This window comes from Rhodococcus sp. IC4_135 (assembly GCF_011602025.1).
Taxonomy (GTDB): domain Bacteria; phylum Actinomycetota; class Actinomycetes; order Mycobacteriales; family Mycobacteriaceae; genus Rhodococcus_F; species Rhodococcus_F baikonurensis.
The window spans coordinates 51,531-72,499 of sequence record NZ_JAAOLG010000010.1; the positions used below are offsets into that span (position 1 = coordinate 51,531).

General features: G+C 62.7%; 23 protein-coding genes. 17 read left to right on the top strand and 6 right to left on the bottom strand.

All coding sequences use genetic code 11. From position 1 onward, the window contains the following. Positions 1 to 30: 30 nt before the first annotated feature. The 3 genes from G8767_RS18910 to G8767_RS18920 all read left to right on the top strand — a co-directional run bounded on the left by G8767_RS18910 (position 31) and on the right by G8767_RS18920 (position 3,700). Positions 31 to 1,092 (top strand): DUF1214 domain-containing protein, encoded by a 1,062-nt coding sequence (locus G8767_RS18910; RefSeq protein ID WP_166811163.1) that lies wholly within the window; start codon positions 31 to 33, stop codon positions 1,090 to 1,092. A 23-nt stretch (positions 1,093 to 1,115) separates the two neighbouring features. Next, the gene (locus G8767_RS18915) at positions 1,116 to 2,756 is read left to right on the top strand and encodes an ABC transporter substrate-binding protein (RefSeq protein WP_166811306.1); all 1,641 of its coding nucleotides are present in this window, start codon (positions 1,116 to 1,118) and stop codon (positions 2,754 to 2,756) included. Between the two features lie 68 nt (positions 2,757 to 2,824). Next, entirely contained in the window at positions 2,825 to 3,700 is an 876-nt protein-coding gene (locus G8767_RS18920; protein ID WP_166811165.1) for a TIGR03619 family F420-dependent LLM class oxidoreductase, read from the top strand. Here G8767_RS18920 and G8767_RS18925 read toward each other — a convergent pair. Continuing rightward, positions 3,691 to 4,251, bottom strand: a complete 561-nt coding sequence (locus G8767_RS18925; protein ID WP_166811168.1) for a TetR family transcriptional regulator — start codon at positions 4,249 to 4,251, stop codon at positions 3,691 to 3,693. The two genes, G8767_RS18920 and G8767_RS18925, sit on opposite strands and share 10 nt — an antisense overlap. Before the next feature lie 131 nt (positions 4,252 to 4,382). On the opposite strand from G8767_RS18925, the gene G8767_RS18930 reads away from it, so the two are divergent. Further along, positions 4,383 to 5,399: an ABC transporter permease gene (locus G8767_RS18930; RefSeq protein WP_166811170.1), complete on the top strand. Its 1,017-nt coding sequence runs from the start codon at positions 4,383 to 4,385 to the stop codon at positions 5,397 to 5,399. Positions 5,400 to 5,439: 40 nt separating this feature from the next. On the opposite strand, the gene G8767_RS18935 is transcribed toward G8767_RS18930, so the two are convergent. Then, positions 5,440 to 7,371 carry an acyl-CoA dehydrogenase gene (locus G8767_RS18935; protein ID WP_095970479.1) on the bottom strand — a complete coding sequence of 644 codons (1,932 nt, stop codon included), beginning with the start codon at positions 7,369 to 7,371 and terminating at the stop codon, positions 5,440 to 5,442. 60 nt (positions 7,372 to 7,431) lie between these two features. Continuing rightward, positions 7,432 to 7,779, bottom strand: a complete 348-nt coding sequence (locus G8767_RS18940) for a hypothetical protein (protein WP_166811172.1) — start codon at positions 7,777 to 7,779, stop codon at positions 7,432 to 7,434. A gap of 110 nt (positions 7,780 to 7,889) precedes the next feature. On the opposite strand from G8767_RS18940, the gene hemL reads away from it, so the two are divergent. From hemL to G8767_RS18975, 7 genes are all read left to right on the top strand, one after another. Then, positions 7,890 to 9,215, top strand: coding sequence for a glutamate-1-semialdehyde 2,1-aminomutase (gene hemL / locus G8767_RS18945; RefSeq protein WP_095970365.1), 1,326 nt, complete (start codon positions 7,890 to 7,892; stop codon positions 9,213 to 9,215). Positions 9,216 to 9,282: 67 nt separating this feature from the next. Beyond that, positions 9,283 to 9,942 (top strand): histidine phosphatase family protein, encoded by a 660-nt coding sequence (locus tag G8767_RS18950; RefSeq protein ID WP_003941868.1) that lies wholly within the window; start codon positions 9,283 to 9,285, stop codon positions 9,940 to 9,942. Then, a complete protein-coding gene (locus tag G8767_RS18955; RefSeq protein WP_095970364.1) occupies positions 9,939 to 10,544 on the top strand; it encodes a TlpA disulfide reductase family protein in 606 nt (201 codons plus the stop codon). The genes G8767_RS18950 and G8767_RS18955 overlap by 4 nt, the downstream gene beginning before the upstream one ends. Before the next feature lie 2 nt (positions 10,545 to 10,546). Then, complete coding sequence (locus tag G8767_RS18960; RefSeq protein WP_095970363.1) at positions 10,547 to 11,395, top strand: cytochrome c biogenesis CcdA family protein; 849 nt, start codon at positions 10,547 to 10,549, stop codon at positions 11,393 to 11,395. Continuing rightward, on the top strand, positions 11,392 to 13,056 hold the full coding sequence (locus G8767_RS18965; protein ID WP_095970362.1) for a cytochrome c biogenesis protein ResB: 1,665 nt from the start codon (positions 11,392 to 11,394) through the stop codon (positions 13,054 to 13,056). The genes G8767_RS18960 and G8767_RS18965 overlap by 4 nt, the downstream gene beginning before the upstream one ends. Next, on the top strand, positions 13,053 to 14,015 hold the full coding sequence (ccsB, locus tag G8767_RS18970) for a c-type cytochrome biogenesis protein CcsB (RefSeq protein WP_050656206.1): 963 nt from the start codon (positions 13,053 to 13,055) through the stop codon (positions 14,013 to 14,015). Before G8767_RS18965 ends, ccsB begins: the two co-directional genes overlap by 4 nt. Positions 14,016 to 14,475: 460 nt before the next feature. Further along, positions 14,476 to 15,861, top strand: coding sequence for a MinD/ParA family protein (locus tag G8767_RS18975; protein WP_166811308.1), 1,386 nt, complete (start codon positions 14,476 to 14,478; stop codon positions 15,859 to 15,861). A gap of 40 nt (positions 15,862 to 15,901) precedes the next feature. On the opposite strand, the gene G8767_RS18980 is transcribed toward G8767_RS18975, so the two are convergent. Further along, positions 15,902 to 16,108, bottom strand: a complete 207-nt coding sequence (locus tag G8767_RS18980) for a hypothetical protein (protein WP_019744349.1) — start codon at positions 16,106 to 16,108, stop codon at positions 15,902 to 15,904. 164 nt (positions 16,109 to 16,272) lie between these two features. Beyond that, on the bottom strand, positions 16,273 to 16,485 hold the full coding sequence (locus tag G8767_RS18985) for a BldC family transcriptional regulator (RefSeq protein WP_003942029.1): 213 nt from the start codon (positions 16,483 to 16,485) through the stop codon (positions 16,273 to 16,275). A gap of 374 nt (positions 16,486 to 16,859) precedes the next feature. On the opposite strand from G8767_RS18985, the gene G8767_RS18990 reads away from it, so the two are divergent. Together G8767_RS18990 and G8767_RS18995 are read left to right on the top strand one after the other, a co-directional pair. Beyond that, positions 16,860 to 17,144 (top strand): DUF4229 domain-containing protein, encoded by a 285-nt coding sequence (locus G8767_RS18990; RefSeq protein ID WP_007728513.1) that lies wholly within the window; start codon positions 16,860 to 16,862, stop codon positions 17,142 to 17,144. Further along, complete coding sequence (locus tag G8767_RS18995; RefSeq protein ID WP_166811174.1) at positions 17,141 to 18,244, top strand: PLP-dependent cysteine synthase family protein; 1,104 nt, start codon at positions 17,141 to 17,143, stop codon at positions 18,242 to 18,244. The genes G8767_RS18990 and G8767_RS18995 overlap by 4 nt, the downstream gene beginning before the upstream one ends. On the opposite strand, the gene G8767_RS19000 is transcribed toward G8767_RS18995, so the two are convergent. Then, positions 18,142 to 18,780 (bottom strand): GNAT family N-acetyltransferase, encoded by a 639-nt coding sequence (locus G8767_RS19000; protein ID WP_166811176.1) that lies wholly within the window; start codon positions 18,778 to 18,780, stop codon positions 18,142 to 18,144. The two genes, G8767_RS18995 and G8767_RS19000, sit on opposite strands and share 103 nt — an antisense overlap. A gap of 122 nt (positions 18,781 to 18,902) precedes the next feature. Here G8767_RS19000 and G8767_RS19005 point away from each other — a divergent pair, with 122 nt between their 5' ends. The 4 genes from G8767_RS19005 to G8767_RS19020 are packed head-to-tail and all read left to right on the top strand — an operon-like array spanning position 18,903 to position 20,963. Continuing rightward, positions 18,903 to 19,640, top strand: a complete 738-nt coding sequence (locus tag G8767_RS19005; RefSeq protein WP_095970358.1) for a 1-acyl-sn-glycerol-3-phosphate acyltransferase — start codon at positions 18,903 to 18,905, stop codon at positions 19,638 to 19,640. Positions 19,641 to 19,694: 54 nt separating this feature from the next. Continuing rightward, positions 19,695 to 19,946: an HTH domain-containing protein gene (locus tag G8767_RS19010; protein WP_166811178.1), complete on the top strand. Its 252-nt coding sequence runs from the start codon at positions 19,695 to 19,697 to the stop codon at positions 19,944 to 19,946. A 5-nt stretch (positions 19,947 to 19,951) separates the two neighbouring features. Continuing rightward, complete coding sequence (locus G8767_RS19015) at positions 19,952 to 20,533, top strand: Clp protease N-terminal domain-containing protein (protein ID WP_166811180.1); 582 nt, start codon at positions 19,952 to 19,954, stop codon at positions 20,531 to 20,533. A gap of 49 nt (positions 20,534 to 20,582) precedes the next feature. After that, on the top strand, positions 20,583 to 20,963 hold the full coding sequence (locus G8767_RS19020; protein WP_003941998.1) for a phage holin family protein: 381 nt from the start codon (positions 20,583 to 20,585) through the stop codon (positions 20,961 to 20,963). Positions 20,964 to 20,969: the final 6 nt, after the last annotated feature.

Sequence of the window (20,969 nt, forward strand, 5' to 3'; positions counted from 1 at the left end):
ACCTAGCCCCACTACAACAAGGAGATTTACATGAACGCTGTTTGGGAAAAGTTTTGCGCAGATCTGCTCGAGGTCGGAAAGGTCCTGGAAGACGAGATCGTCCCTCAGGATCCGCTGACTCGAGCCGAGGGCGTTCGCTACCTGAGCCGGTTGCTTCGGTACGGCACGATCAACTGTGTCGAGTACACCGATCCACGGTGGCCGCAGTTCTCGTCCGCGCCGAACCCGAACATGATGACGAAGATCGGTGCCGACAACCCGGACAACGTCTACATGCGTGCCAACATCTCCGGTAAGTACAACTACCGGATCATCGGCACCCGAGGCACCGTCCCGCTGATCACCTTCGGCTCGCGCGTAAATCGGTACCACATCGACGGCACCATGCTGCAGACCGGCGATCTGCATATCCACGACCTCGAGGTCGACGAGAACGGCCGTTTCGAGTTCATCGCGAGCGTCGACAAGCCCGCCGAGGGTGCCTGGCTGCCTTTGGCGCCCGAAAGTAACCTCATCTCCGTTCGGCAAACCCACAAGGATCGGCGCAACGAGGTCGTCGGTGATCTGACCATCGAATGCCTGAACCCGGACGGGGAGTTCGTCCCGCTGACTCCGGAAGAGATCGGCGAGCGCCTCACCAAGTCCGTCGGGATCGTGAAAGGGATGGCGGAGACCTTCCTGGAGTGGTCGCGCAAATTCCAGCCCCGCGCCAACGAGATCTTCGACTGGGGACAGGACTACTTCCAGGACGCCGGCGGTGATCCGACGATCTTCTACTTCCACGGTTACTGGAAGCTCGCCGAGGACGAGGCGTGGGTCATCGAGACCGAGGTCCCGAACTGCGAGTACTTCAACTTCGTGCTGCAGAACTTCTGGGTCGAGTCTCTCGACTACAACCGCACGAACATCTACATCAACAATCACACCGCGAAGCTCAACGACGACGGCACCATGACGATCGTCGTGGCGGCGAAGGATCCCGGCTACGGCAACTGGATCGACACCGATTCGCACACCGAGGGGACATGGGCGCTGCGCTGGATCAAGGCGGACTCGCATCCGATCCCGACGTCGACGGTAGTCAAGATCTGATCAGCGGACGAGATTGGGAACGTATGTACACCAGAAAGATTCGGTTCGTACCTCGCTTTGTCGCGCTCGGGCTTGCCGGTGCATTGTGGTTGACCGGGTGTGCCTCCAGTAGTGGGGGCACCGCGGGATCGGATTCACCGACAAGTAGTGGCGCAGCGGGTTTCGTGGGAGCTCGGGATACTGGGGAACGGGTCGACGGAGGTGTTCTCACCTTCGGGTCCTATTCGTTCCCTTCCTCGTTGGACCCCGCCAGAACGCAAGCCGCCGGTTCGACCGGCGGAACCGAAATGGCCGCAATTTACGACACGCTGGTACGCAGCGATTCCACAAGCGGGGGCTTCGTACCGCAACTCGCGAAGACTCTGTCGAACAACAGCGACTTCACCTCGTACACCGTCACTTTGGCTGATGGTCTCACCTTCAGTGACGGGAGCCCGCTCGACGCGGAAGCGGTGAAGTGGAGTATCGATCGATTCGTGGCAGGTAAGGGCGATGTATCGCAGACCTGGCTCAACATCGTGGATCGGATCGAGACGCCCGACGCCACCACTGTCGAATTCATCCTCGAGCGGCCCTGGAGTCAATTCCCGGCGCTGTTGTCGCTCGGCCCCGGAATGATCGTTGCGCGAAGTTCAGGCGGAGAGGCAGGGTCTGTTTCAGGAACCGGGGACGGAGCGTTCACGCCGATCGGGGCGGGCCCGTTCACCTTGGCCAAGTTCGCGCCGCACGAAGAACTGGTACTCGCCGCACGTACGGATTATCAGGGCGGTAAACCTTCACTGGACACACTGCGGTTCGTTCCTACTTCGGGCGCACAGTCTCAGTACGAATCGCTGAAGAGCGGTCAGATCGACATGACGTACATTCTGCGAGACGAGGCCGTCATCAAACAAGCTCTCGACGACGGATACTCGGGTTACCTCAGTCCGACCGGACAGAACGGGATCGGCACGATCAACAATCGCGAGGGCAAGCCCGGGGCCGATGTGCGTATTCGTCAGGCGATCGCCTCCGGGGTGGATCCGGCGGCAGTCAATACCCGTGCGAACAACGGATTGGGCACCGCCAGTTCCGAACTGGTCCCGCGGACATCACGTTGGTACAACAACACAGCAGGCATTCCGTTCGACCCGGCGAAGGCAAAAGCGCTGCTCGATCAAGCGAAGTCCGACGGGTACGACGGGAAACTCCGTTATCTCACCACCTCGGAGCCGAGCCAACAAGCGACGGCACTGACGGTTCAGGCGTCGCTGAACGCGATCGGTTTCGACGTCACCATCGACTACGCCACCGATGTGACCGATCTGGTTCGACGGGTATACAGGGACCACGATTTCGACATGACCAGAGGTGGCGCTCCGGTCGGAGAAGAAGCGCCGTACCTCAATGTGTACAACAGTATGGCCAGTGATTCGAAGAACAACCCGTCCGGCTTCGCGGACCCGGAGATGGACGCGCTGATCACGGCTGTGCAGACTGCATCGACGGACGATGCTGTCCGTGAGGCGATCAGCAGGGTGCAGGAGTACGCCAATGTGACTGTGCCTTACGTGATCTGGGGTCCCGCATCGGTGTTGACTGCTTGGGACGGCAACATTCACGGCGTCGTACGCACTATCACCGACATCATGTTCTTCGGCGATGCTTGGATGTCGCCGGCGTGAGTTCCTGCAGATGGAAGGGTTTTCGACGTGCGATTGACGAAATGGTGTAGCGGCGAAATGGTGGAACGATGAAGTGGTCCTTGGCGGGCGCGATGATCGACGCCCTGGAGTTGTGCGAGTTGGCGCAGGTCGCAGAAGAGGTGGGTTTCGACGGAATCGCGATGCCGGATTCCGTGTTCTATCCAGAGCGGGTGTCGGCGCCGTATCCGTACACCGCTGACGGGAAGCGGATGTGGTCGCCCGAGACACCGATGCCCGATCCCTTCATTGCCATGGCCGCAATGGCGGCCGTCACGTCGCGAATTCGGTTTTACACCAACGTGTTCAAACTCCCACTGCGTGATCCGCTGTTGACGGCCAAGCAGGTATCGACCATGGCGGTGATGTCGCGGAACCGCGTCGCTCTCGGCGTCGGTTTGTCCTGGATTCCCGAGGAATTCACTTTCACCGGTACCGAGATGCGAACCCGCGGTGCGCGTACCGACGAAGCCATCGAGATCATCAAGGCCGTGTGTGCGGGACGTGGACCCGAATGGGTCGAATTCCATGGCAAGCACTACGATTTCGACGCGCTGATGATCAGTCCTGCTCCGGAGATTCCTGTTCCGATCTACATCGGTGGGCACAGTGAACCGGGATTGCGGCGCGCAGCCAGGTTGGCTGACGGTTGGATGTCGGTGAACACGACGAAAGCCGAATTGGCCTCCGCCATCGATCGTCTCACGGAATTGCGGGACGAGTACGGTCGTGCCGATGCTCCCTTCGGCGTCAACGTCTCGCCGACGGATGTTCGCGATCTGGACGGATATCGCGAACTCGAGACTCTCGGAGTCACGGAAATCAGAGTGTTGCCGTGGTATCGCTACGGAGTTGATGTCGGTGATCGTCAGGCGCGACTCGACTCGATTCGACGGTTTGCCGACGAGGTCATCGCTCAGTACTGATCGATCAGCGTCTGCATCGCCCGGCCGTAGAGTTTTGCCAACTCGTCGCGATCTGCCGACTGGGGGATGCTCTCGTCGCTGAGGACGCTCAACAAGCCGGACACCTGGGCGGAGACCAGGAGTGCTCGGGTGTACGCGTCTTCGCCGTCGAGGCGAGCGGCGAGATTGGTGGCAAACGTACCGGTCATCTCGCGCAGTCGCTCCCGGATCCGTGGACTGTCCGACGCCCGCATGAGCGCTGTGTACACCGACAGCATCCGGGCGTCGGCCTTGCCCAGGACGAATGCTGCGATCCGCTCACCGAGGGTGTCGAGTGGGCCGTCGAACTGGCCTTCGAAGTAGTCCGCAACCGGCGTGGTTTCCAGGAACAGCGCTTCTTTCGACCCGAAATGCCGGATGACCAGGGCCGGATCGATTCCGGCAACTTTGGCGATGGCGCGAACCGACGTGCCACCGAACCCGTGCTCACCGAATAGTCGGAATGCTGCGGCGCGAATCGCCTCGGACGTCGAGGGCTGTTCCTGCTCTGGCGTGTGCTTCGTGGGTGTCACGACATCGACCTCTGTGCTCGCGTGCCGACTTCGTTGTCAACGACGTTGACTATAACGTGTCAACGGTGTTGACTGTTGAGTCTGTCAACGGTGTTGACAGCTAGATGTGGTGAGTGAAGAGAGCGTGGAATATGACAGATACCGACGTCCGGGTTCCCAGCGAAGAGGTTGTCGATCCGCCGACCAATTGGAAGATGGTGGGCAGTGGACTCGCATTTCCGTTGTTCTTCGTCATCATGTTCTGCCTGTGTTACGTCAGCGCGTTCCACTCACCGACGCCGAATCAGGCCCCGATCGTGGTGGTCGGTCCGTCGTCCGTCACGGCCCCGCTGATCGACGGAATCCAGGCGTCGTCGGGTGACAAGTTCGACATCGTTGCCACCGCCAACGCCGCCGACGCACTCTCTCGGATCGACAACCGCGACGCGATCGGCGCCATCGAGATCGGTGACACCGTGACCGCACATATCGCCACCGGCGCGGGCGCCTCGACGGTTTCCGTGGTGAGCAGCTTGGCGCATTCCGTCGCGGAGCAGACGGGGCAGCAGGTCACGGTGATCGACTCGGCGCCCGTCACGGCGCGCGACTCCTCGACCGTCGGGCTCTTCTACTTCTTGATCGTCTGCACCCTCGGTGGCTACCTGACCATCACGGTGCTCAGTCAGGTTGCGCCGAGAATGCGGCTGCGAGAGCAGTATTCGATCCTGGCCGGTGCGGCGGTACTCACCCCGCTCATCGCCTTCGGAATCACCAGCATCTTCATGCACGCCTTCGGGGCGTCGGTCGGTCAGATCGTGCAACTGCTGGGGATCTCGATGCTCTACACGTTCACCGTCGGTGCGGTGAGCATCCTGCTCAATCGACTGCTCGGGCAGGCCGCGATCTTCGCGGTGCTGACGGTGCTCGTCTTCATCAACTTCCCGAGTTCGGGCGGTGCCATCCCGGTGTCGTTCCTGCCCGGATTCTGGCAGCACATCCATTCGTTCTGGCTCGGATCAGCGGCCATGGAGCCCATCCGCTCCGTCATCTACTTCGGTGGGAACGGCGCCGGACCGCACCTGCTCGTTCTGGGGATCTGGCTGGTCGCGGCACTCGGCCTGACCGGACTGCTCGCCTCTCGGCAGTCGAAGAAGGCAGCAGCACACTGAGCGTGGTGGGGCCGGCGATTGCCGACCCCACCCGAACTTTTTACTTCAGCCGTACGGCGTCCGTGCCCGGACCGTCCAACATCGCCGACCCCAGCAGGATGTCCGGGATGCCGAAGCCGTCGATCAGCGTCTCGACGTGCGGACGCAGGGTGCGGCACCGCTCGTTGATTCCGCGCGTCACGGCCTTCGAACGCTCGACCGACAGATGTCGGTGCTCCATGAACCAGGCCTTGTCCTCCTCGATGACGGACAGCGCGTAGAGATCGCACACCTCGCCGAAGAGTTCCTTTGCGGTCTCGTCCTCACACGAGTCGATGCCCGCGACGAATGCTTCCAGGATGACGCGCTCGATGTGCGCCTGAGCGGCTTTGAGCACGTGGTCCTGTACGAAGTTGAACGCGTCGAACGGGTTTTCCTCGCGCTTCTGTGCTGCCTGCAATCGCCTTGCCGCAGTGGAGAGTAGGTACTCTTCGCGATCTTCGAACATCTTCATCTGGGTGCCGCGGTTGAAGAGGCTGCCGTCCTCTTCGTTGTCCTGGCGGGTGTCGACGATCGTCTGCAGGATCTGCTGCGCTGCCGTGCGCTTCTTGACCACGTCGGAGACCGTCGTAGCGGCGAAGCGCATCCAGTCGACCGGGCTCATGCCGCGAACTTCGTCGGCGTAGGAGGTGAGTAGTTCCTTGGCAACCAACTGAGTCAGAACGTGGTTGTCACCCTCGAACGTGGTGAAGACGTCGGTGTCAGCCTTGAGCGCGGTGAGGCGGTTCTCGGCGAGATAGCCTGCGCCACCGCAGGCTTCGCGTGCCTCCTGGATGGCCCGAGTGGCGTGCCACGTGTTGGCGGCCTTGAGTCCGGCGGCGCGACCCTCGAGTTCGCGCTGCTCCTGCGGGTCCGGGTCGTCGCTGCTCTGAATGTCGTGCATCGCGGCGACCAGTTCGTTCTGTGCGAACTGCAGAGCATACGAGCGGGCGATCAACGGCAGCAGACGCTTCTGGTGGACCAGGTAGTCCATGATCAGGACCTCGTCGTCGCTCTTCGGAGCACTGAACTGTCTGCGCTGCAGGGCATATCGACCGGCAATGGCCAATCCGACGCGGGCGGCCGCTGCCGCCGAACCACCGACGGTCACACGTCCGCGAACCAACGTGCCGACCATCGTGAAGAAACGACGGTTCGGGTTCTCGATCGCCGAACTGTACGTGCCGTCCTCGGCGACGTCGGCGTAACGGTTGAGCAGGTTCTCACGCGGGATGCGGACCTGGTCGAAGACGATGCGGCCGTTGTCGACTCCGGGTAGCCCGCCCTTGAGCCCGCAGTCGGACGTCGTGACACCGGGGAGGTCGTTGCCGGCGTCGTCACGAATCGGCACGACAAAGCAGTGGACGCCCTGACTTTCGCCTCCGGTGATCAGCTGTGCGAACACTGCCGCGACGGTCGCGTGCTGGGCAGCGCCGCCGATGTAGTCCTTACGAGAGGACGGAGTGGGGGAGTTGACGACGAACTCACCCGTCTCGACGTCGTAGGTTGCCGTGGTTTCGAGTTCCTGGACGTCGCTGCCGTGACCGGTCTCGGTCATCGCAAAGCAACCGAGCAGGTCCAGATCGATCAGCGGCTTGACGTATGCCTGGTGGTGACGCTCGGTGCCGAGGTTTTCGATGGCGCCGCCGAACAGACCCCACTGGACACCGGCCTTGACCATCAGTGAGAGGTCGGACATCGCGAGCATCTCGATGCTGGTGACGGCGCCACCCGCGTCGCCCGTTCCGCCGTGAGAGACCGCGAAACCGTTTGCGGCGTAGCCGAGATCGGCGAGGACGCGCATCTGTTCGAGAGCCTTGGAGCGCGCAATGGCGGTGTTGGGTGTGTAGTGCGGAGCAAAACGTTCGTCGTTCAATTCGCCGCGAACGCGCTCACGCACCTCCCGCCAGCGTCCGTCGAGTGTTGTCCTGAGGTGGTCCGCTGTGGTGGCCATGGAACCGACGATAGCGCGTAGCGCACCGCGGGCAACCCGGTTCGATCCCAACCCTCACATTCAGCAGGAGCCCGCGGCACCCGCTTCGATTCCTTGGCGGAAGAGTTCCTTCTCGCTCTCGGACATAGCCTGGTACGAAGGGTCGTTCTCGACGATCTTCAGGAAGTCGGCGCCCGCTGTCTGCGTCGACGTCTCGCCGCTCTGAACACGCTGCTGAACGTAGACGGACACCGCTGAACACCCTCCGAGAAACGCCGGGTCGGTGCTCGTTGCCGCGGTGGTTCGAGCCGAGTCGGTGGCGCTCGGCGGCGACGACGTTGTCGCCTTGTCGTCATTCGAAGCGTCCGAACCACACGATGTGAGAAGAATCGCAGCCGAGACCATCAGCGTCGTCAACAGTCGCTTCATGCCGGAAATCGTCTCACGCGGGGCCCGGTTCGACCGGAAAACTCGCCTCGAGCACCGAAGTCCTACACCCTGTCGTTGTCAGATTCGACAGAACTGGGACACTGGAAGCCGTGACTGTGTCTTCCGGTGATCCCGACGTGCATGCAACGAACTCCGCTCGGCTCTTCGAACGTGCCGGCAACGTGATTCCGGGTGGCGTCAACTCGCCCGTCCGCGCGTTCGGTTCGGTCGGCGGAACACCGCGGTTCATCCGCGAGGCGTCCGGTTACACCCTCACCGACGTCGACGGAAACGATTACGTCGACCTGGTGTCGTCCTGGGGTCCGATGATTCTCGGGCACGCTCACCCGGCAGTCGTCGAAGCAGTTCGCGAAGCAGCCCTCGGTGGTCTCTCCTTCGGTGCGCCGACCGAAGGCGAAGTTGCCCTCGCCGAGGAAATCGTCGCCCGCGTCGCGCCCGTGGAAAAGGTTCGCCTGGTCAACTCCGGAACCGAAGCCACGATGAGCGCAGTCCGCCTCGCCCGTGGATTCACCGGACGCACCAAGATCATCAAGTTCTCCGGTTGCTACCACGGCCATGTCGACGCCCTTCTCGCCGATGCCGGATCGGGCCTCGCGACGTTCGGGCTGCCGACCTCTCCCGGTGTGACCGGCGCTCAAGCCGAAGACACCATCGTCGTCCGCTACAACGATCTCGATGCAGTGGCCGCGGCGTTCGCCGCCAATCCGGGCGCCATCGCGTGCGTCATCACCGAAGCTGCCGCCGGAAACATGGGCGCCGTCGCGCCGCTTCCCGGTTTCAACGAGGGTCTGCGTCGTCTCACCCGTGAGCACGGCGCGCTCCTGATCATGGACGAGGTGATGACGGGATTCCGCGTCAGCGCCTCGGGTTGGTACGGCATCGACAACGTCGCCGGCGACCTCTACACCTTCGGCAAGGTCATGAGCGGCGGACTGCCCGCCGCAGCATTCGGCGGCCGCGCCGACATCATGGGCCACCTCGCGCCAGACGGTCCCGTCTACCAGGCCGGCACCCTTTCGGGTAACCCCGTAGCTGTCGCCGCCGGACTCGCAAGTCTGCGCGCCGCCGACGCCGAGGTGTACGCCAAGCTCGGTCGGAACGCGACCGCCCTCGGCGACCTCATGACCCAAGCCCTCACCGCCGAAGGCGTCGAGCACCGAGTGCAGTACGCAGGCACCTTGGTGAGCGTGTTCTTCACCGAGAACACCGTGACCAACTACGACGAAGCCAAAGCCGCGCAGACCTGGCGATTCCCCGCGTTCTTCCACGCACTGCTCTCCCGCGGCGTGTACCCGCCGCCGAGCGCGTTCGAAGCGTGGTTCGTCTCCGCAGCACTCGATGATCGAGCATTCTCGATCATCGCCGACGCCATGCCCCACGCTGCCAAGGCCGCAGCCGCTGCCGTCAAGTCCTGACACGTTCAAGCTCGAGCAACAACCGCACGCTTCCGACATCCATCTTCTTCAGCGAGGACCCTCGACTGTGACCGACGCCGATCACCCCGACCACACGTCCACCCGCACCATCGTCCACGTCCTTCGCCACGGCGAAGTTCACAACCCGCGCGGGATCCTCTACGGACGGCTCCCGGGCTTCCGGTTGTCGGTGGCGGGCGAAGCCCAGGCGCGTGCGGTCGCGTCGGTGCTCGCCGATCACGACATCACGCACGTGGTCGCGTCGCCGCTGCAGCGAGCACAGGAAACTGCGACGCCGATCGCCGAGGCACACAAGCTCGACATCGTCACGGACGAAAACCTCATCGAGGCAGGCAACGAGTTCGAAGGTCTCAAGGTTGCCGTCGGGGACGGTGCGCTCTCACGTCCGCGTCACTGGTGGAAACTGCGTGACCCGTTCACCCCGTCCTGGGGCGAGCCCTACCTGCAGATCGCGCATCGCATGCTCGCAGCCGTCAACGCCGCACGCGTCGCGGCAGTCGGACACGAAGCCGTCGTCGTCAGCCATCAGCTTCCGGTCTGGACCCTGCGCCGATTCCTGCAGGGCGAGCGACTCTGGCACGACCCTCGCCACCGTCAGTGCGGCCTGGCCTCGTTGACTTCACTGGTCTACGAGGGCGACACCCTGGTTGACATCGTCTACTCCGAACCCGCCGGCGCCTCCGACCCGAGAGTGACAGGAGCATGATTTCGCGCCGCATCGCTGCAGCACTCGCAGCCGCTGCGTCCGCGATGCTTCTTCTCTCGTCCTGCGCGACCGGCGACGACGCCGTCGCACAGGGCGGAACTTTCGACTTCGTATCACCGGGCGGACAAACCAAGATCTTTTACGATCCGCCGTCCGACCGAGGCACCATCGGCAAGCTCTCCGGGCCAGACCTGATGAACGAAGGCCAGAAGGTCGGCGTCGACGACTTCGAGGGCAAAGTCGTCGTCCTCAACGTCTGGGGTCAGTGGTGCGGACCGTGCCGGGCCGAAGCCGACGACCTGGAACAGGTCTACGAGCAGACCAAGGATTCGGGCGTGCAGTTCCTCGGCATCAACGTCCGCGACGACACCAAGAACAAGGCGCAGGACTTCGTGGTCGACAACAAGGTCTCGTACCCGTCGATCTACGACCCGTCGATGCGTTCGCTGATCGCCCTCGGTAAGGGCTACCCCACGTCGGTCATTCCGACGACGATCGTCCTGGACCGTCAACACCGCGTCGCCGCGGTGTTCCTCCAAGAACTACTCGCCGAGGATTTGCTGCCCGTCGTCCAGCGAATAGCTCAGGAAGACGCGCAGTAGACATGACAACCACGACCACCACGCTGCTGGCCGGCAGCGAAACACTGAGCGCCGGTGTGGGCGAGGCATTTCAGAACGCGGCGTCTTCGGGTCCGCTCCTGCTGGCCCTCGGCGCCTGCGTGCTCGCCGGTCTGGTGTCGTTCGCTTCGCCGTGCGTCGTTCCGCTCGTTCCCGGCTATCTGTCCTACCTCGCCGGCGTCGTCGGTGCCGACGCTCCCGCGATCACAGCCGAAGAGGCGAAGACACGAACGATCACCCGCAGCAGTCGCCTGAGGGTGGCCGGTGCGGCCGGACTGTTCGTCGCCGGCTTCACCGTCGTCTTCGTTCTCGCGACTGCGTCGGTGTTCGGCGTGATCTCGACTCTGCTCGTCAACCGCGAGGTCCTGATGCGTGTCGGCGGCGTGATCACGATCGCGATGGGCCTCGTGTTCATCGGACTGATCCCCGCCCTCCAGAAAGACGTTCGCTTCGAACCCCGTCGCGTCTCGTCACTGGTGGGCGCCCCGTTACTCGGGGGAGTGTTCGCGCTGGGCTGGACGCCGTGCCTCGGACCCACGCTGGCAGGCGTGATGTCCGTAGCCGCGGGAACCGACGGGATGACCGCCGCGCGTGGTGTCACGTTGATCGTCGCGTACTGCATCGGACTCGGCCTGCCGTTCATCATCTTGGCGCTGGGATCGGCGCGTGCGCTGACCGGCGTCGGCTGGTTGCGTCGTAATGCACGCACCATTCAAATTTTCGGCGGAATCATGTTGGTGGCAGTGGGAATCGCCCTCGTCACAGGCGCGTGGGACCAGTTCGTCGGCTGGGTTCGCGACGCATTTATCTCGGAGGTGACGCTGCCGATATGACAGCTGACGACAATAACGACAACCCGAAACCCGCGCTCCCGAAGCAGTCGGTGATCGGTCGAGTCGTTGCACTCGGGCGCAACACCTGGCGCGGACTCACCTCGATGCGGACCGCGTTGGTTCTGCTGTTCCTCCTCGCGCTGGCTGCTATCCCCGGCGCCCTGCTGCCACAGCGAACCCTCAACGAGGGCAAGGTCGCCGACTACATCGCCGCGCGTCCGACGCTCGGCCCGTGGATGGACCGCCTCGAACTGTTCGACGTGTTCAGCAGCTTCTGGTTCACCGCGATCTACGCATTGCTCTTCATTTCGCTGGTCGGCTGCATCCTGCCGCGTTGCGTGGAGCACGCGAAGGCGCTGCGTACCCGTCCGGTGAATGCGCCGCGCAATCTTGCTCGCCTGCCGCACCACACCAAGAGCGTCGTCGACGGCGAGACTCCCGACGAACTCGCTGCCCGGGTGTCGAAAGAACTGCGTGGGTGGCGCGTCGAAACGCGTCGCGGCGATACGAAATCGCGCCGTGAAGGCGAGATCACCATCTCGGCGGAAAAGGGATACCTCCGCGAATTCGGCAACCTCGTGTTCCACCTGTCGTTGGTCGGATTGTTGATCGCGATCGCCGCGGGCAAGTTGTTCGGCTACGAGGGCAACCGCATCGTCATCGCCAACGACGGACCTGGCTTCTGCACAACCTCGCCGGCCGTGTTCGACTCCTTCGTCGCCGGTTTGAGCCTCGACGGCACCGGCATGACCCCGCTGTGTGTTCGTGTGAAAAATTTCCAGGCCGACTACCTCGAGACCGGTCAGGCCGAGATGTTCACCTCGGACATCTCGTATCAGGCAGGCGACGACCTCGAGTCCGATACTTGGCGGGACACGACCATCCAGGTGAACCACCCGCTGCGGATCGCCGGCGATCGTGTGTACCTGCAGGGACACGGATACGCGCCGACATTCACCGTCACCTTCCCGAACGGCGAGACCCGCACCGAGACGCTCCAGTGGCGTCCCGACGACGCCACGACGTTCCTGAGCAGTGGCGCGATGCGTTTCGACCCGCCGGGCGGCATGTATCCCGATGCGGACGAGCGTCGGAAGAATCAGATTGCCATCGAAGGATTGTTCGCGCCCACCGCGCTGTTCCACGGCAACCTTCTGTCGTCGAGCTACCCGGCGATGAACGACCCGGCAGTCGCCATCGACATCTACAAGGGCGATACCGGACTCGACACCGGCAACCCGCAATCGCTGTTCGAACTCAACACCGAACTGATCAATCAGGGTCGACTGGTCAAGCAGGATCGAGTCAATCTCTTCCCAGGGGAGAGCGCGACGCTTGCCGACGGCACCCAGGTGCGATTCGATGGTGCCGTCGACTTCGTGAACCTTCAGGTGTCCCACGATCCCGCTCAGGTGTGGGTGTTGGTTTCGGCGTTGACGATGATGGCGGGTCTGCTCGTCTCGCTCGTGATCAAGCGTCGCCGCGTCTGGGCACGTATCTATCCCGATGACGAACGACGTACTGTAGTAGAACTTGGTGGGCTTGCCCGCACCGACCACGCAGGCTGGGGCGACGAGTTCGACCGCCTCGCCGACCGCTTGCTGAAAAGCAATCCGACCACCGCGGTGAACCAACCGCACGCGCAGGAGAACGCCCGATGACAACCAACGAGACACTCGCGCAGTACAGCGACTGGGCCTTCAAGTCCGCCTTCACCGTGCTCGTTCTGGCGTTCGTGCTGCTTATCGTGCAGTACGCGTCGGCCAGAGCCAAGGCGGTTCAGGACAAGGAACTGGTCTCGGCCGGCGGAGTCGACGCTTCCGTGCCGGGCAGGGTCGCGGAGACTCCGACCAAGTCGCTCTCGGAGCGGTTCGGCGGAATGGGCCGAGCTGTCCTGGTTGTCGGAACGGTTCTGATCATCGCGTCGATCGTGCTCCGCGGATTTGCGACGGAACGGTTCCCTCTCGGCAACATGTACGAGTTCGTGGCGATGGCGTGTGCGGCGTCGTTGCTGGTCGGGCACGTCCTGCTGATCAAGCCGGCGTACCGTCCGATGTGGGTCTTCCTGCTGGTTCCCGTCCTGATTCTGATGTTCCTCGCCGGCACGGTTCTCTACGCCGACGCGGCTCCCGTGGTTCCGGCGCTGCGCTCGTACTGGCTGCCGATTCACGTGACGATCGTCAGCGTCGGCTCCGGCATTTTCATGATCGGCGGTATCGCTTCCCTCTTGTTCCTGCTGCGACTGAAGTTCCCGCCCGGTGACGAAGGCTCGAGCATCGGTGGCCGGATCGCGGAGCGACTGCCGGACGCCCAGACCCTCGACCGCTTGGCCTACAAGAGCACGATCATTGCCTTTCCGCTGTTCGGCGCCGGTGTGATCCTCGGTGCCATCTGGGCGGAAGCTGCGTGGGGACGCTTCTGGGGTTGGGATCCCAAGGAGACGATGTCCTTCATCGCCTGGGTGATTTACGCCGCTTACCTCCATGCGCGAGCAACGTCCGGTTGGCGAGAGACGAAGGCGGCCTGGATCAACATCGCCGGATTCGTCGCGATGTTGTTCAACCTCTTCATCATCAACATGGTCGTGTCCGGCCTGCACTCCTACGCGGGACTCAACTGATCCTCTCGAGGTACCGTGGGTGGCTGCCGACCGGTCTGTAGGTATTACCGGTAGGTAGGTCAGGGGCGGCAACAGTTACGATGCAGCTCGGTGAGTTACTAGCTGCTTGGTAGCTGCGGGATCGACGAGGGGGAACGGCGAGATGGCCGACAAGATCGAAGACGCCGGAGCAGGATTGTGGGAGCCTGTGCGCCCTGCCGAGCCGACGCGGAGCGAGTTGCGCACATCCGCACCCGAGACGTCATCCGACTCGGTTCCCAGCGATGTTCGTAGTCTCTTCGTGGCCCCGGTCGACTCCGGTCCGCTCCAGCAGGTCGCCGGCCCGGGGCCCAGTGCACCCGCCGCTCAGCCACCGCTGACGACGCCGGCAGCTCCGGCGCCAGGTCCCAAGACCCCGGTCATCCAATATCCGGAAGCACAACCAGGCCCCGTCAACGGCCAGTTCTCGACCTCGCCCGCGATGCCGATGCAGACCTACGAACCCACGAATCGTGCAGGGTCGGTTCCGGATTCGCGAACTGGCGCTCCACAGTCCTTTCAGCACCCACAGTCCTTTCAGCACCCACAGCCCGTCCAGAGCGCGCCGCCCCTCCAGAACCAGCCCGCTCCGGCCGCGCGACCGTCCGCGGGACCACCCCAGCAACCACATGCACTTTCTTCGCCTGCCGTTCAGCCACCCAACCCCGAGATTCGGCAGTTCGGCCACCCCGGCGCTGCGCCGGTGCAGAACGGCCACACCCTGCAATACGGTCAACCGCTGCAAAACGGGCAGGCGATACCGAACGGACAGGCGCTGCCGAACGGACAGGGGCTGCCAGTTGCTCCGGCGGCGCCGGTTCATCCTCAGATGCAGCAGAGCGGATTCAACTCCGCTCCCGGCAATCTCCCTGAGCAGGCTCTCCCCATGACGGCACAAGACCTTTCGGCCGCGCTGCTCGTCAAGCCCGTCCGACCCGCCCCGGCCGGTGGTTGGCGCAAGGCGTTGTACACGATGTCCGGCCGATCGGTGAACCTTGGAAACGGTGCAAAGGATCAGCATGTCGTCGAGTTGACGCGCCAGATCAACCAGCCACTGCAGGGCTGCTACAAGGTTGCGGTTCTCAGTCTCAAAGGTGGCGTCGGTAAGACCACGACCACCGCGACGCTGGGATCGATATTCGCGTCGATTCGCGGTGATCGCGTCGTCGCAGTCGATGCAAACCCCGACAGAGGAACCTTGAGCCAGAAGATCCCGCTCGAGACTCCAGCAACAGTGCGGAACCTGCTGCGCGACGAGAACAGCATCGAGAAGTACAGCGACGTCCGTGGTTACACATCACAAAATCGCCACCGGCTCGAAGTGCTTGCATCCGACAGTGATCCAGCAGTTTCAGAGGCCTTCAGCGGCGGGGACTACACGCGTACTGTCGACATGCTCGAAAAGTTCTACAGCATCGTTTTGACGGACTGCGGTACCGGATTGATGCACTCGGCGATGCAGGCCATTCTCGAAGGTGCAGATTCGTTGATCGTCGTCAGTTCCGGATCCGTCGACGGTGCACGTAGCGCCTCCGCAACACTGGACTGGCTCGATGCTCACGGTTACAGCAGGTTGGTCGCCACGTCCGTAGCCGTCATCAATGCGGTACGCCCTCGCTCGGGCAAGGTTGATCTGCCACGGGTCGTCGAGCATTTCGAGCAGCGCTGTCGAGCGGTGAGACTTATTCCGTTCGATCCGCATCTGGAAGAAGGTGCCGAAATCGATCTGGACCGGCTGCGTCCAGGCACCCGCCAAGCGGTGTTGGAATTGGCCGCCGTGGTTGCGCAGGACTTTCCGACCTCCCCGTTCGGCTTTCCAGGGCGGTAACTTTCCGGGGCGGTAAGCGGTAGCCGGGTGAGCCCGGACGCTACGTCGACGTGTCAGTCGGCGGTACGTCCGGACCTTCCGTGCGCTTGCGTCGTGTTTGCTGGTTCACATTCCACAGGAATTCGGGATCGTCGTCCGGCCCGCGCACGCCGCTCACCGGGGTACGCGTCGACGGATCGGGCCCGAATGCCTTCCACATCAGAACGATCAATGTCACCAAACCCACCAACGCCAACAGATACAACACGGCGCACCTCCTCAGGGAACTGAGGTCGAGCCTACTCAGTCTCCGGCCCGCTTCACCAGAAGCGGTGTGGAGAAGGGTTTCGGTTCAGTGCGTCAGTGCTGTATCTGTCGGGTACTGCAAGATCTGTCGGGTGCTACAAGTACTTCGAAGTGAGCTGAAGTTGCTCAGTTGTTGTCCGCTTCGGTGGTCAGTGAGCGCAGAAGCTGCATGACCTCGGTCTCACGGAATCGACGATGCCCCCCTGGCGTGCGAAGCGAGCCCAGTCGTCCTGCGTGTGCCCAGCGGGTCACGGTCTTGGGATCGACATGAAACAATGCCGCTACCTGTCCTGGCGTCATGAGTGCGTCTGCGGCGGTATTGAAGGTTGGTGCGCTCATTGTGAGGTCCTCCATGTTGATGTCGAACGTTGACGAGCAGTGACTCTGAACAGTGATACCGAACCGGTGTGTCGAGCAGTTGCCAAAAACCTGCGTCGAGTTTGTTTCGAAGTCCTTCGCTCACATTCGACCGTTTTCTGAGTGGTAGCGCAATGTTTGCACAGATATAGCCGGGTAGTCGATCTTTCAAGACAAAGTAATGTTTAAGTAAAGGACAAAATGGATATAGCGGGCTTGATCCCACCCGCATTCGGAATGGGTAACCTGAGAGGGTGAGCCAGTTGTCTGAAAACCCCGAAAATGTTCCTTCTGAGCCGGTCAAAGCCAGTAAACCCTCCGCAAACTCTGCACAGGCAAAGTCGACTGCCGGGCCGGTGACCAAGGGTCAACTGGCCCGCGACGTGGTGCTGTACTCGGTCGCTCGACTGCTCTTGGTCGTCGTGATCGGTGCCGTCATCATCGGCGGTGGAAAGCTCGCCGGCACTGACGTTCCCCTGATCGTCGCGGCACTGTTCGCAGTTCTGATCGCGCTGCCGCTGTCGCTGCTGCTCTTCGCGAAACTCCGCAAGCGTGTCAATGCGGGCATCGCGGCCGTCGACGCCCAGCGCCGGTCCGATCGTGACGATCTTCGCTCCAAGCTGCGCGGGGACGGGCGGTGACCACGGGGTCGCTCGACGTCGACCGTCGGACGTCACGCCAGTGGGTCGACAACGCGGTGCGGTTGATCGAAGCCGACGCGCAACGCAGCGCGGACACTCACCTGCTGCGGTATCCGCTACCGAGTAACTGGACCGTCCAACTCTATCTGAAGGACGAGTCGACCCACATCACGGGGAGTCTCAAGCATCGACTCGCGCGGTCGCTTTTCCTGTACGCGATCTGCAACGGCTGGGTTACCGAAGAGACCACCGTCATCGAGGCGTCGTCCGGTTCGACGGCTGTCAGCGAGGCGTATTTCGCGAAGTTGCTCGGCCTGGATTTTGTCGCGGTGATGCCCGCGAGTACGAGTCCCGCCAAGATCGCATTGATCGAGGCGCAGGGTGGACGTTGTCATTTCGTGAGCGATCCGTCCTCGATCTACTCGGAATCGCATCGGCTCGCGAGTGAGTCGAACGGCCACTACATGGACCAGTTCACCCATGCCGAGCGCGCAACGGACTGGCGCGGAAACAACAACATCGCCGAATCCATCTTCACTCAGCTCGAGCACGAAGAAAACCCGATCCCCGACTGGGTCGTCGTCGGAGCCGGGACCGGCGGAACCGGCGCCACGATCGGCCGCTTCCTTCGCTACCGGAAATTCGACACCGGACTGTGCGTCGTGGACCCGGAGCACTCCGTGTTCTTCGACGCGTGGCGGGCCGGCGATCCGTCGATCGTCGGTACTCGGGGTTCCCGGATCGAGGGCATCGGCCGTCCGCGCGTCGAACCGTCGTTTGTCGGTCAGGTGGTCGACCGAATGATCAAGGTCCCTGATGCAGGCTCGATCGCGGCTGCACGGCACGCCAGCGCCGCCCTGGGGCGCAAAGTCGGCGGCTCGACGGGTACGAACTTGTGGGGCGCCTTTGCGTTGATCGCGGAGATGATGGCGGCCGGACGCAGCGGCAGCGTCGTCACGCTGCTGTGCGACGGCGGAGAGCGTTATTCGGGCACATACTACAACGACGAATGGGTGGCGTCGGAAGGGATCGACCTGCTCGGTCCGACGGCCGTGCTGGACGAGTTCGTACGGTCGGGTGTGTGGACGGCGAATTCCTGAGCCGTGTACTTCTGCGCTGGTGACACGTGACCACGGGCGGGGCGGCTCATCGTCACGCGTGGCCAGGCATCCAGCCCGGACGATTGCTCGTCGGTTCTGATGCGGATCAGTCCGGGGGAGAGCCTGTTCTCGGCCAGGCGCACGAACCCGAGTCGCTCGTAGTACGGCGCGTTCCACGGGACGTCGACGAAAGTCGTCAGAGTCACGAGATCGTGGTGATGGTCCGCCGCCCATTCGGTGACGGCGTCGATCAGCTGGGCGCCGAGGCCTTGGCGGGCATGATCGGGGTGAACGGAAACCTGCTCGATGTGTGCGCCGCCGTCCACGATTTCGACGAGCGCGTACGCCACGGGTACGTCGTTAGCGTCGGTCTGAACCCAGATGTGCTCGGCCGCGAGGAAATCGTTCAACTCGTCGAGCGTGGGCGGTGGATCGTCTGCGATGGCGTCCATCCCGATGTCTCGGAACGGTTCGCCCGCGGCGATCTCGATCTGTTGCAGTGCGGGTAGGTCGGTGGATATGGCCGAGCGGATCACAGAAACCGTTTTACCTCGAGAGCGGAGTTTCGCCCAGCGCTACGCCGTGTGAAACACAAACCTACGCAACCGTAGGTTGTGTATCGTTTGTCCAAAGGGCACTTCTCCAGCGAGGGCGGATCATGGGCAATCCTGAAGTTTCACTCGACAATTACGAAGCGGTGTACGAGTACTACCGCAGCCATCAGCAGAACCGGTTTGTGGCGAAGCTCGCCTACGCCGCCTTGGCGCTGAAGTACCGCCCGCGAGTGCGATACGCGCCGGGGGCGGAGGCTGCGCTGAAGACTCTGCTCGAGCGCAAGACGCAATTGGTCGTGGCGGTCAATCATCTGACGGAGAGTGACCAGTTCACGCTCGCCGCGACCGCGTGGCGCACTCCGTTGCGCCGAGTGATCGGACGGACCAGGGTCCTCGCCAAAGACGAACTCTTCGTTGATCCCTCGCAGCGCAAGAAGATCGACATGATGGGCAGTATCCCGGTTTTTCGCAGCAAGAACTACGGCCTTCGCGCTGTTTCGGATGCCGGCCGAGTGATGATGGACGTCGCGGCGGAGCGTCTGGGCAATGGCGATTGTCTGGCGATTTTTCCCGAGGGGACGTGCAATACCGAAGATCCGACGCAGTTGCAGCATGTCAACAGCGGAATCGGCCACATCGTGGCCCGGGCCGAGAAGTTGGGGTGCTCGCCGGCTCTGGTGTCGATCGGCATCAACTACGGCCCGGTCTCCGGTGACGTCAAGGCGGCGAGTGTCTTTGTCGGAATGCCGGTGACCGAACTTCCGGACAAGCCGATGGATATCGCCCGAACTGTGCAGGCTGATTTGCAGGTGGCAGTGAACGGGGCAGTCGCAGGGTACTGAGGCATGTTGTCAATTTTGGTTGACAGATTCCGTGTGTCAACCTAAATTGACAACATGACCGAAGCAACCTCTCTAGCCGCTGCCGCCGGCAGCCCGGATCCCACCGAGGGATTGCGTGCCGTTCGAGCGCTGCGACGTCTGCTCGACAAACTCGAGGCCATTCAGGTCGCCAATGCGCGCCGGCACGGATGGTCCTGGCAGGCGATCGCGGAAGCTCTCGAGGTCAGCCGTCAAGCCGTCCACAAGAAATATGCGTCCGCGCAGTCGGAATCGATGCTGCGTCCACTGCGCGAGAAGGGCAGGTAAGTGCCATGTTCGAAAGGTTCTCCGCGCAGGCGAGGGGAGTAGTCGTCGATGCTGTCGCCGGATCCGGTCCTGTCACGCCGACGGAACTTCTGACCGCCCTGCTCACCGCTGATCGGGGCATCGCCACCGAGGTGCTCACCGAGTCGGGTGTCACCCTCGACGCGATCCGCCGCGCCGGCGCCGGCGCGAAAGGCGGTGACTCGAAGGGCGGTGACTCGCACAACCTCGACGACGACGCCGAGATACTCAAGTCGATCGGCATCGATCTCGATGCGGTGCGGGAAAGTCTGGAGCAGTCGTTCGGTGAAGGTGTGCTGGACGAGACTCCCGTGCCGGACGGTGTCGGTACGTCGCGGAAAGGCCGATTCGGGTTTCCTCGATCGCGATTCGAGAAGGACTCCAAGAAGGTGTTGGAACTCTCGCTCCGTGAAGCGCTCGCGCACAAGGACAATCGAATCGGTGCCGAACACATCCTGCTCGGCATCCTGCGTGTCGCCGACGGGCCCACCCGTCAGGCCCTCGAAACGCAGGTCACGATGTCGGTGATCCGTGAGCGATTGGAAGCGAAGATGAATCGCGCCGCCTAGATTCGGCACGGCTCCGCATGCACGGGGCGGGATGTGCCAGCATTCAGACATGACATTTCTGGCACGTCTCATCATCAACGGCATAGCCATCTGGCTGGCGTCGGCGTGGGTCACCGGCATCACGATCGCCAACCACGACAACGGCACCTGGGGCACGGTTCTCGTGATCGCGGTGATCGCCTTGATCTTCACGGTGGTCAACGCCTTCATCAAGCCGGTGGTGCAGCTTCTCTCGCTACCGCTGCTCATCCTGACTCTCGGACTGTTCACACTCGTGATCAACGCCCTGATGCTGATGCTGACGGCGTGGATCTCGTCCGGAACGTCCTACGGCTTGACGGTCGACGGCTTCTGGACGGCAGTCTGGGGCGCGCTGATCATCTCGATCGTGAACTTTCTGCTCAGCGCGTTCGTCCCCGACAACCGTTGAGTACGG

What these genes read in the sequence shown, in the direction of transcription:
- G8767_RS19020 (WP_003941998.1), top strand. Translation starts at nt 20,583, where the DNA reads ATGACATTTCTGGCACGTCTCATCATCAACGGCATAGCCATCTGGCTG.
- G8767_RS18985 (WP_003942029.1), bottom strand. Translation starts at nt 16,485, where the DNA reads ATGAGCGCACCAACCTTCAATACCGCCGCAGACGCACTCATGACGCCA.
- G8767_RS18910 (WP_166811163.1), top strand. Translation starts at nt 31, where the DNA reads ATGAACGCTGTTTGGGAAAAGTTTTGCGCAGATCTGCTCGAGGTCGGA.
- G8767_RS18920 (WP_166811165.1), top strand. Translation starts at nt 2,825, where the DNA reads ATGAAGTGGTCCTTGGCGGGCGCGATGATCGACGCCCTGGAGTTGTGC.
- G8767_RS19015 (WP_166811180.1), top strand. Translation starts at nt 19,952, where the DNA reads ATGTTCGAAAGGTTCTCCGCGCAGGCGAGGGGAGTAGTCGTCGATGCT.
- G8767_RS18965 (WP_095970362.1), top strand. Translation starts at nt 11,392, where the DNA reads ATGACAGCTGACGACAATAACGACAACCCGAAACCCGCGCTCCCGAAG.
- G8767_RS18930 (WP_166811170.1), top strand. Translation starts at nt 4,383, where the DNA reads ATGACAGATACCGACGTCCGGGTTCCCAGCGAAGAGGTTGTCGATCCG.
- G8767_RS18935 (WP_095970479.1), bottom strand. Translation starts at nt 7,371, where the DNA reads ATGGCCACCACAGCGGACCACCTCAGGACAACACTCGACGGACGCTGG.
- G8767_RS18975 (WP_166811308.1), top strand. Translation starts at nt 14,476, where the DNA reads ATGCCGATGCAGACCTACGAACCCACGAATCGTGCAGGGTCGGTTCCG.
- G8767_RS19010 (WP_166811178.1), top strand. Translation starts at nt 19,695, where the DNA reads ATGACCGAAGCAACCTCTCTAGCCGCTGCCGCCGGCAGCCCGGATCCC.
- ccsB (WP_050656206.1), top strand. Translation starts at nt 13,053, where the DNA reads ATGACAACCAACGAGACACTCGCGCAGTACAGCGACTGGGCCTTCAAG.
- G8767_RS18915 (WP_166811306.1), top strand. Translation starts at nt 1,116, where the DNA reads ATGTACACCAGAAAGATTCGGTTCGTACCTCGCTTTGTCGCGCTCGGG.
- G8767_RS19005 (WP_095970358.1), top strand. Translation starts at nt 18,903, where the DNA reads ATGGGCAATCCTGAAGTTTCACTCGACAATTACGAAGCGGTGTACGAG.
- G8767_RS18940 (WP_166811172.1), bottom strand. Translation starts at nt 7,779, where the DNA reads ATGAAGCGACTGTTGACGACGCTGATGGTCTCGGCTGCGATTCTTCTC.
- G8767_RS18955 (WP_095970364.1), top strand. Translation starts at nt 9,939, where the DNA reads ATGATTTCGCGCCGCATCGCTGCAGCACTCGCAGCCGCTGCGTCCGCG.
- G8767_RS18960 (WP_095970363.1), top strand. Translation starts at nt 10,547, where the DNA reads ATGACAACCACGACCACCACGCTGCTGGCCGGCAGCGAAACACTGAGC.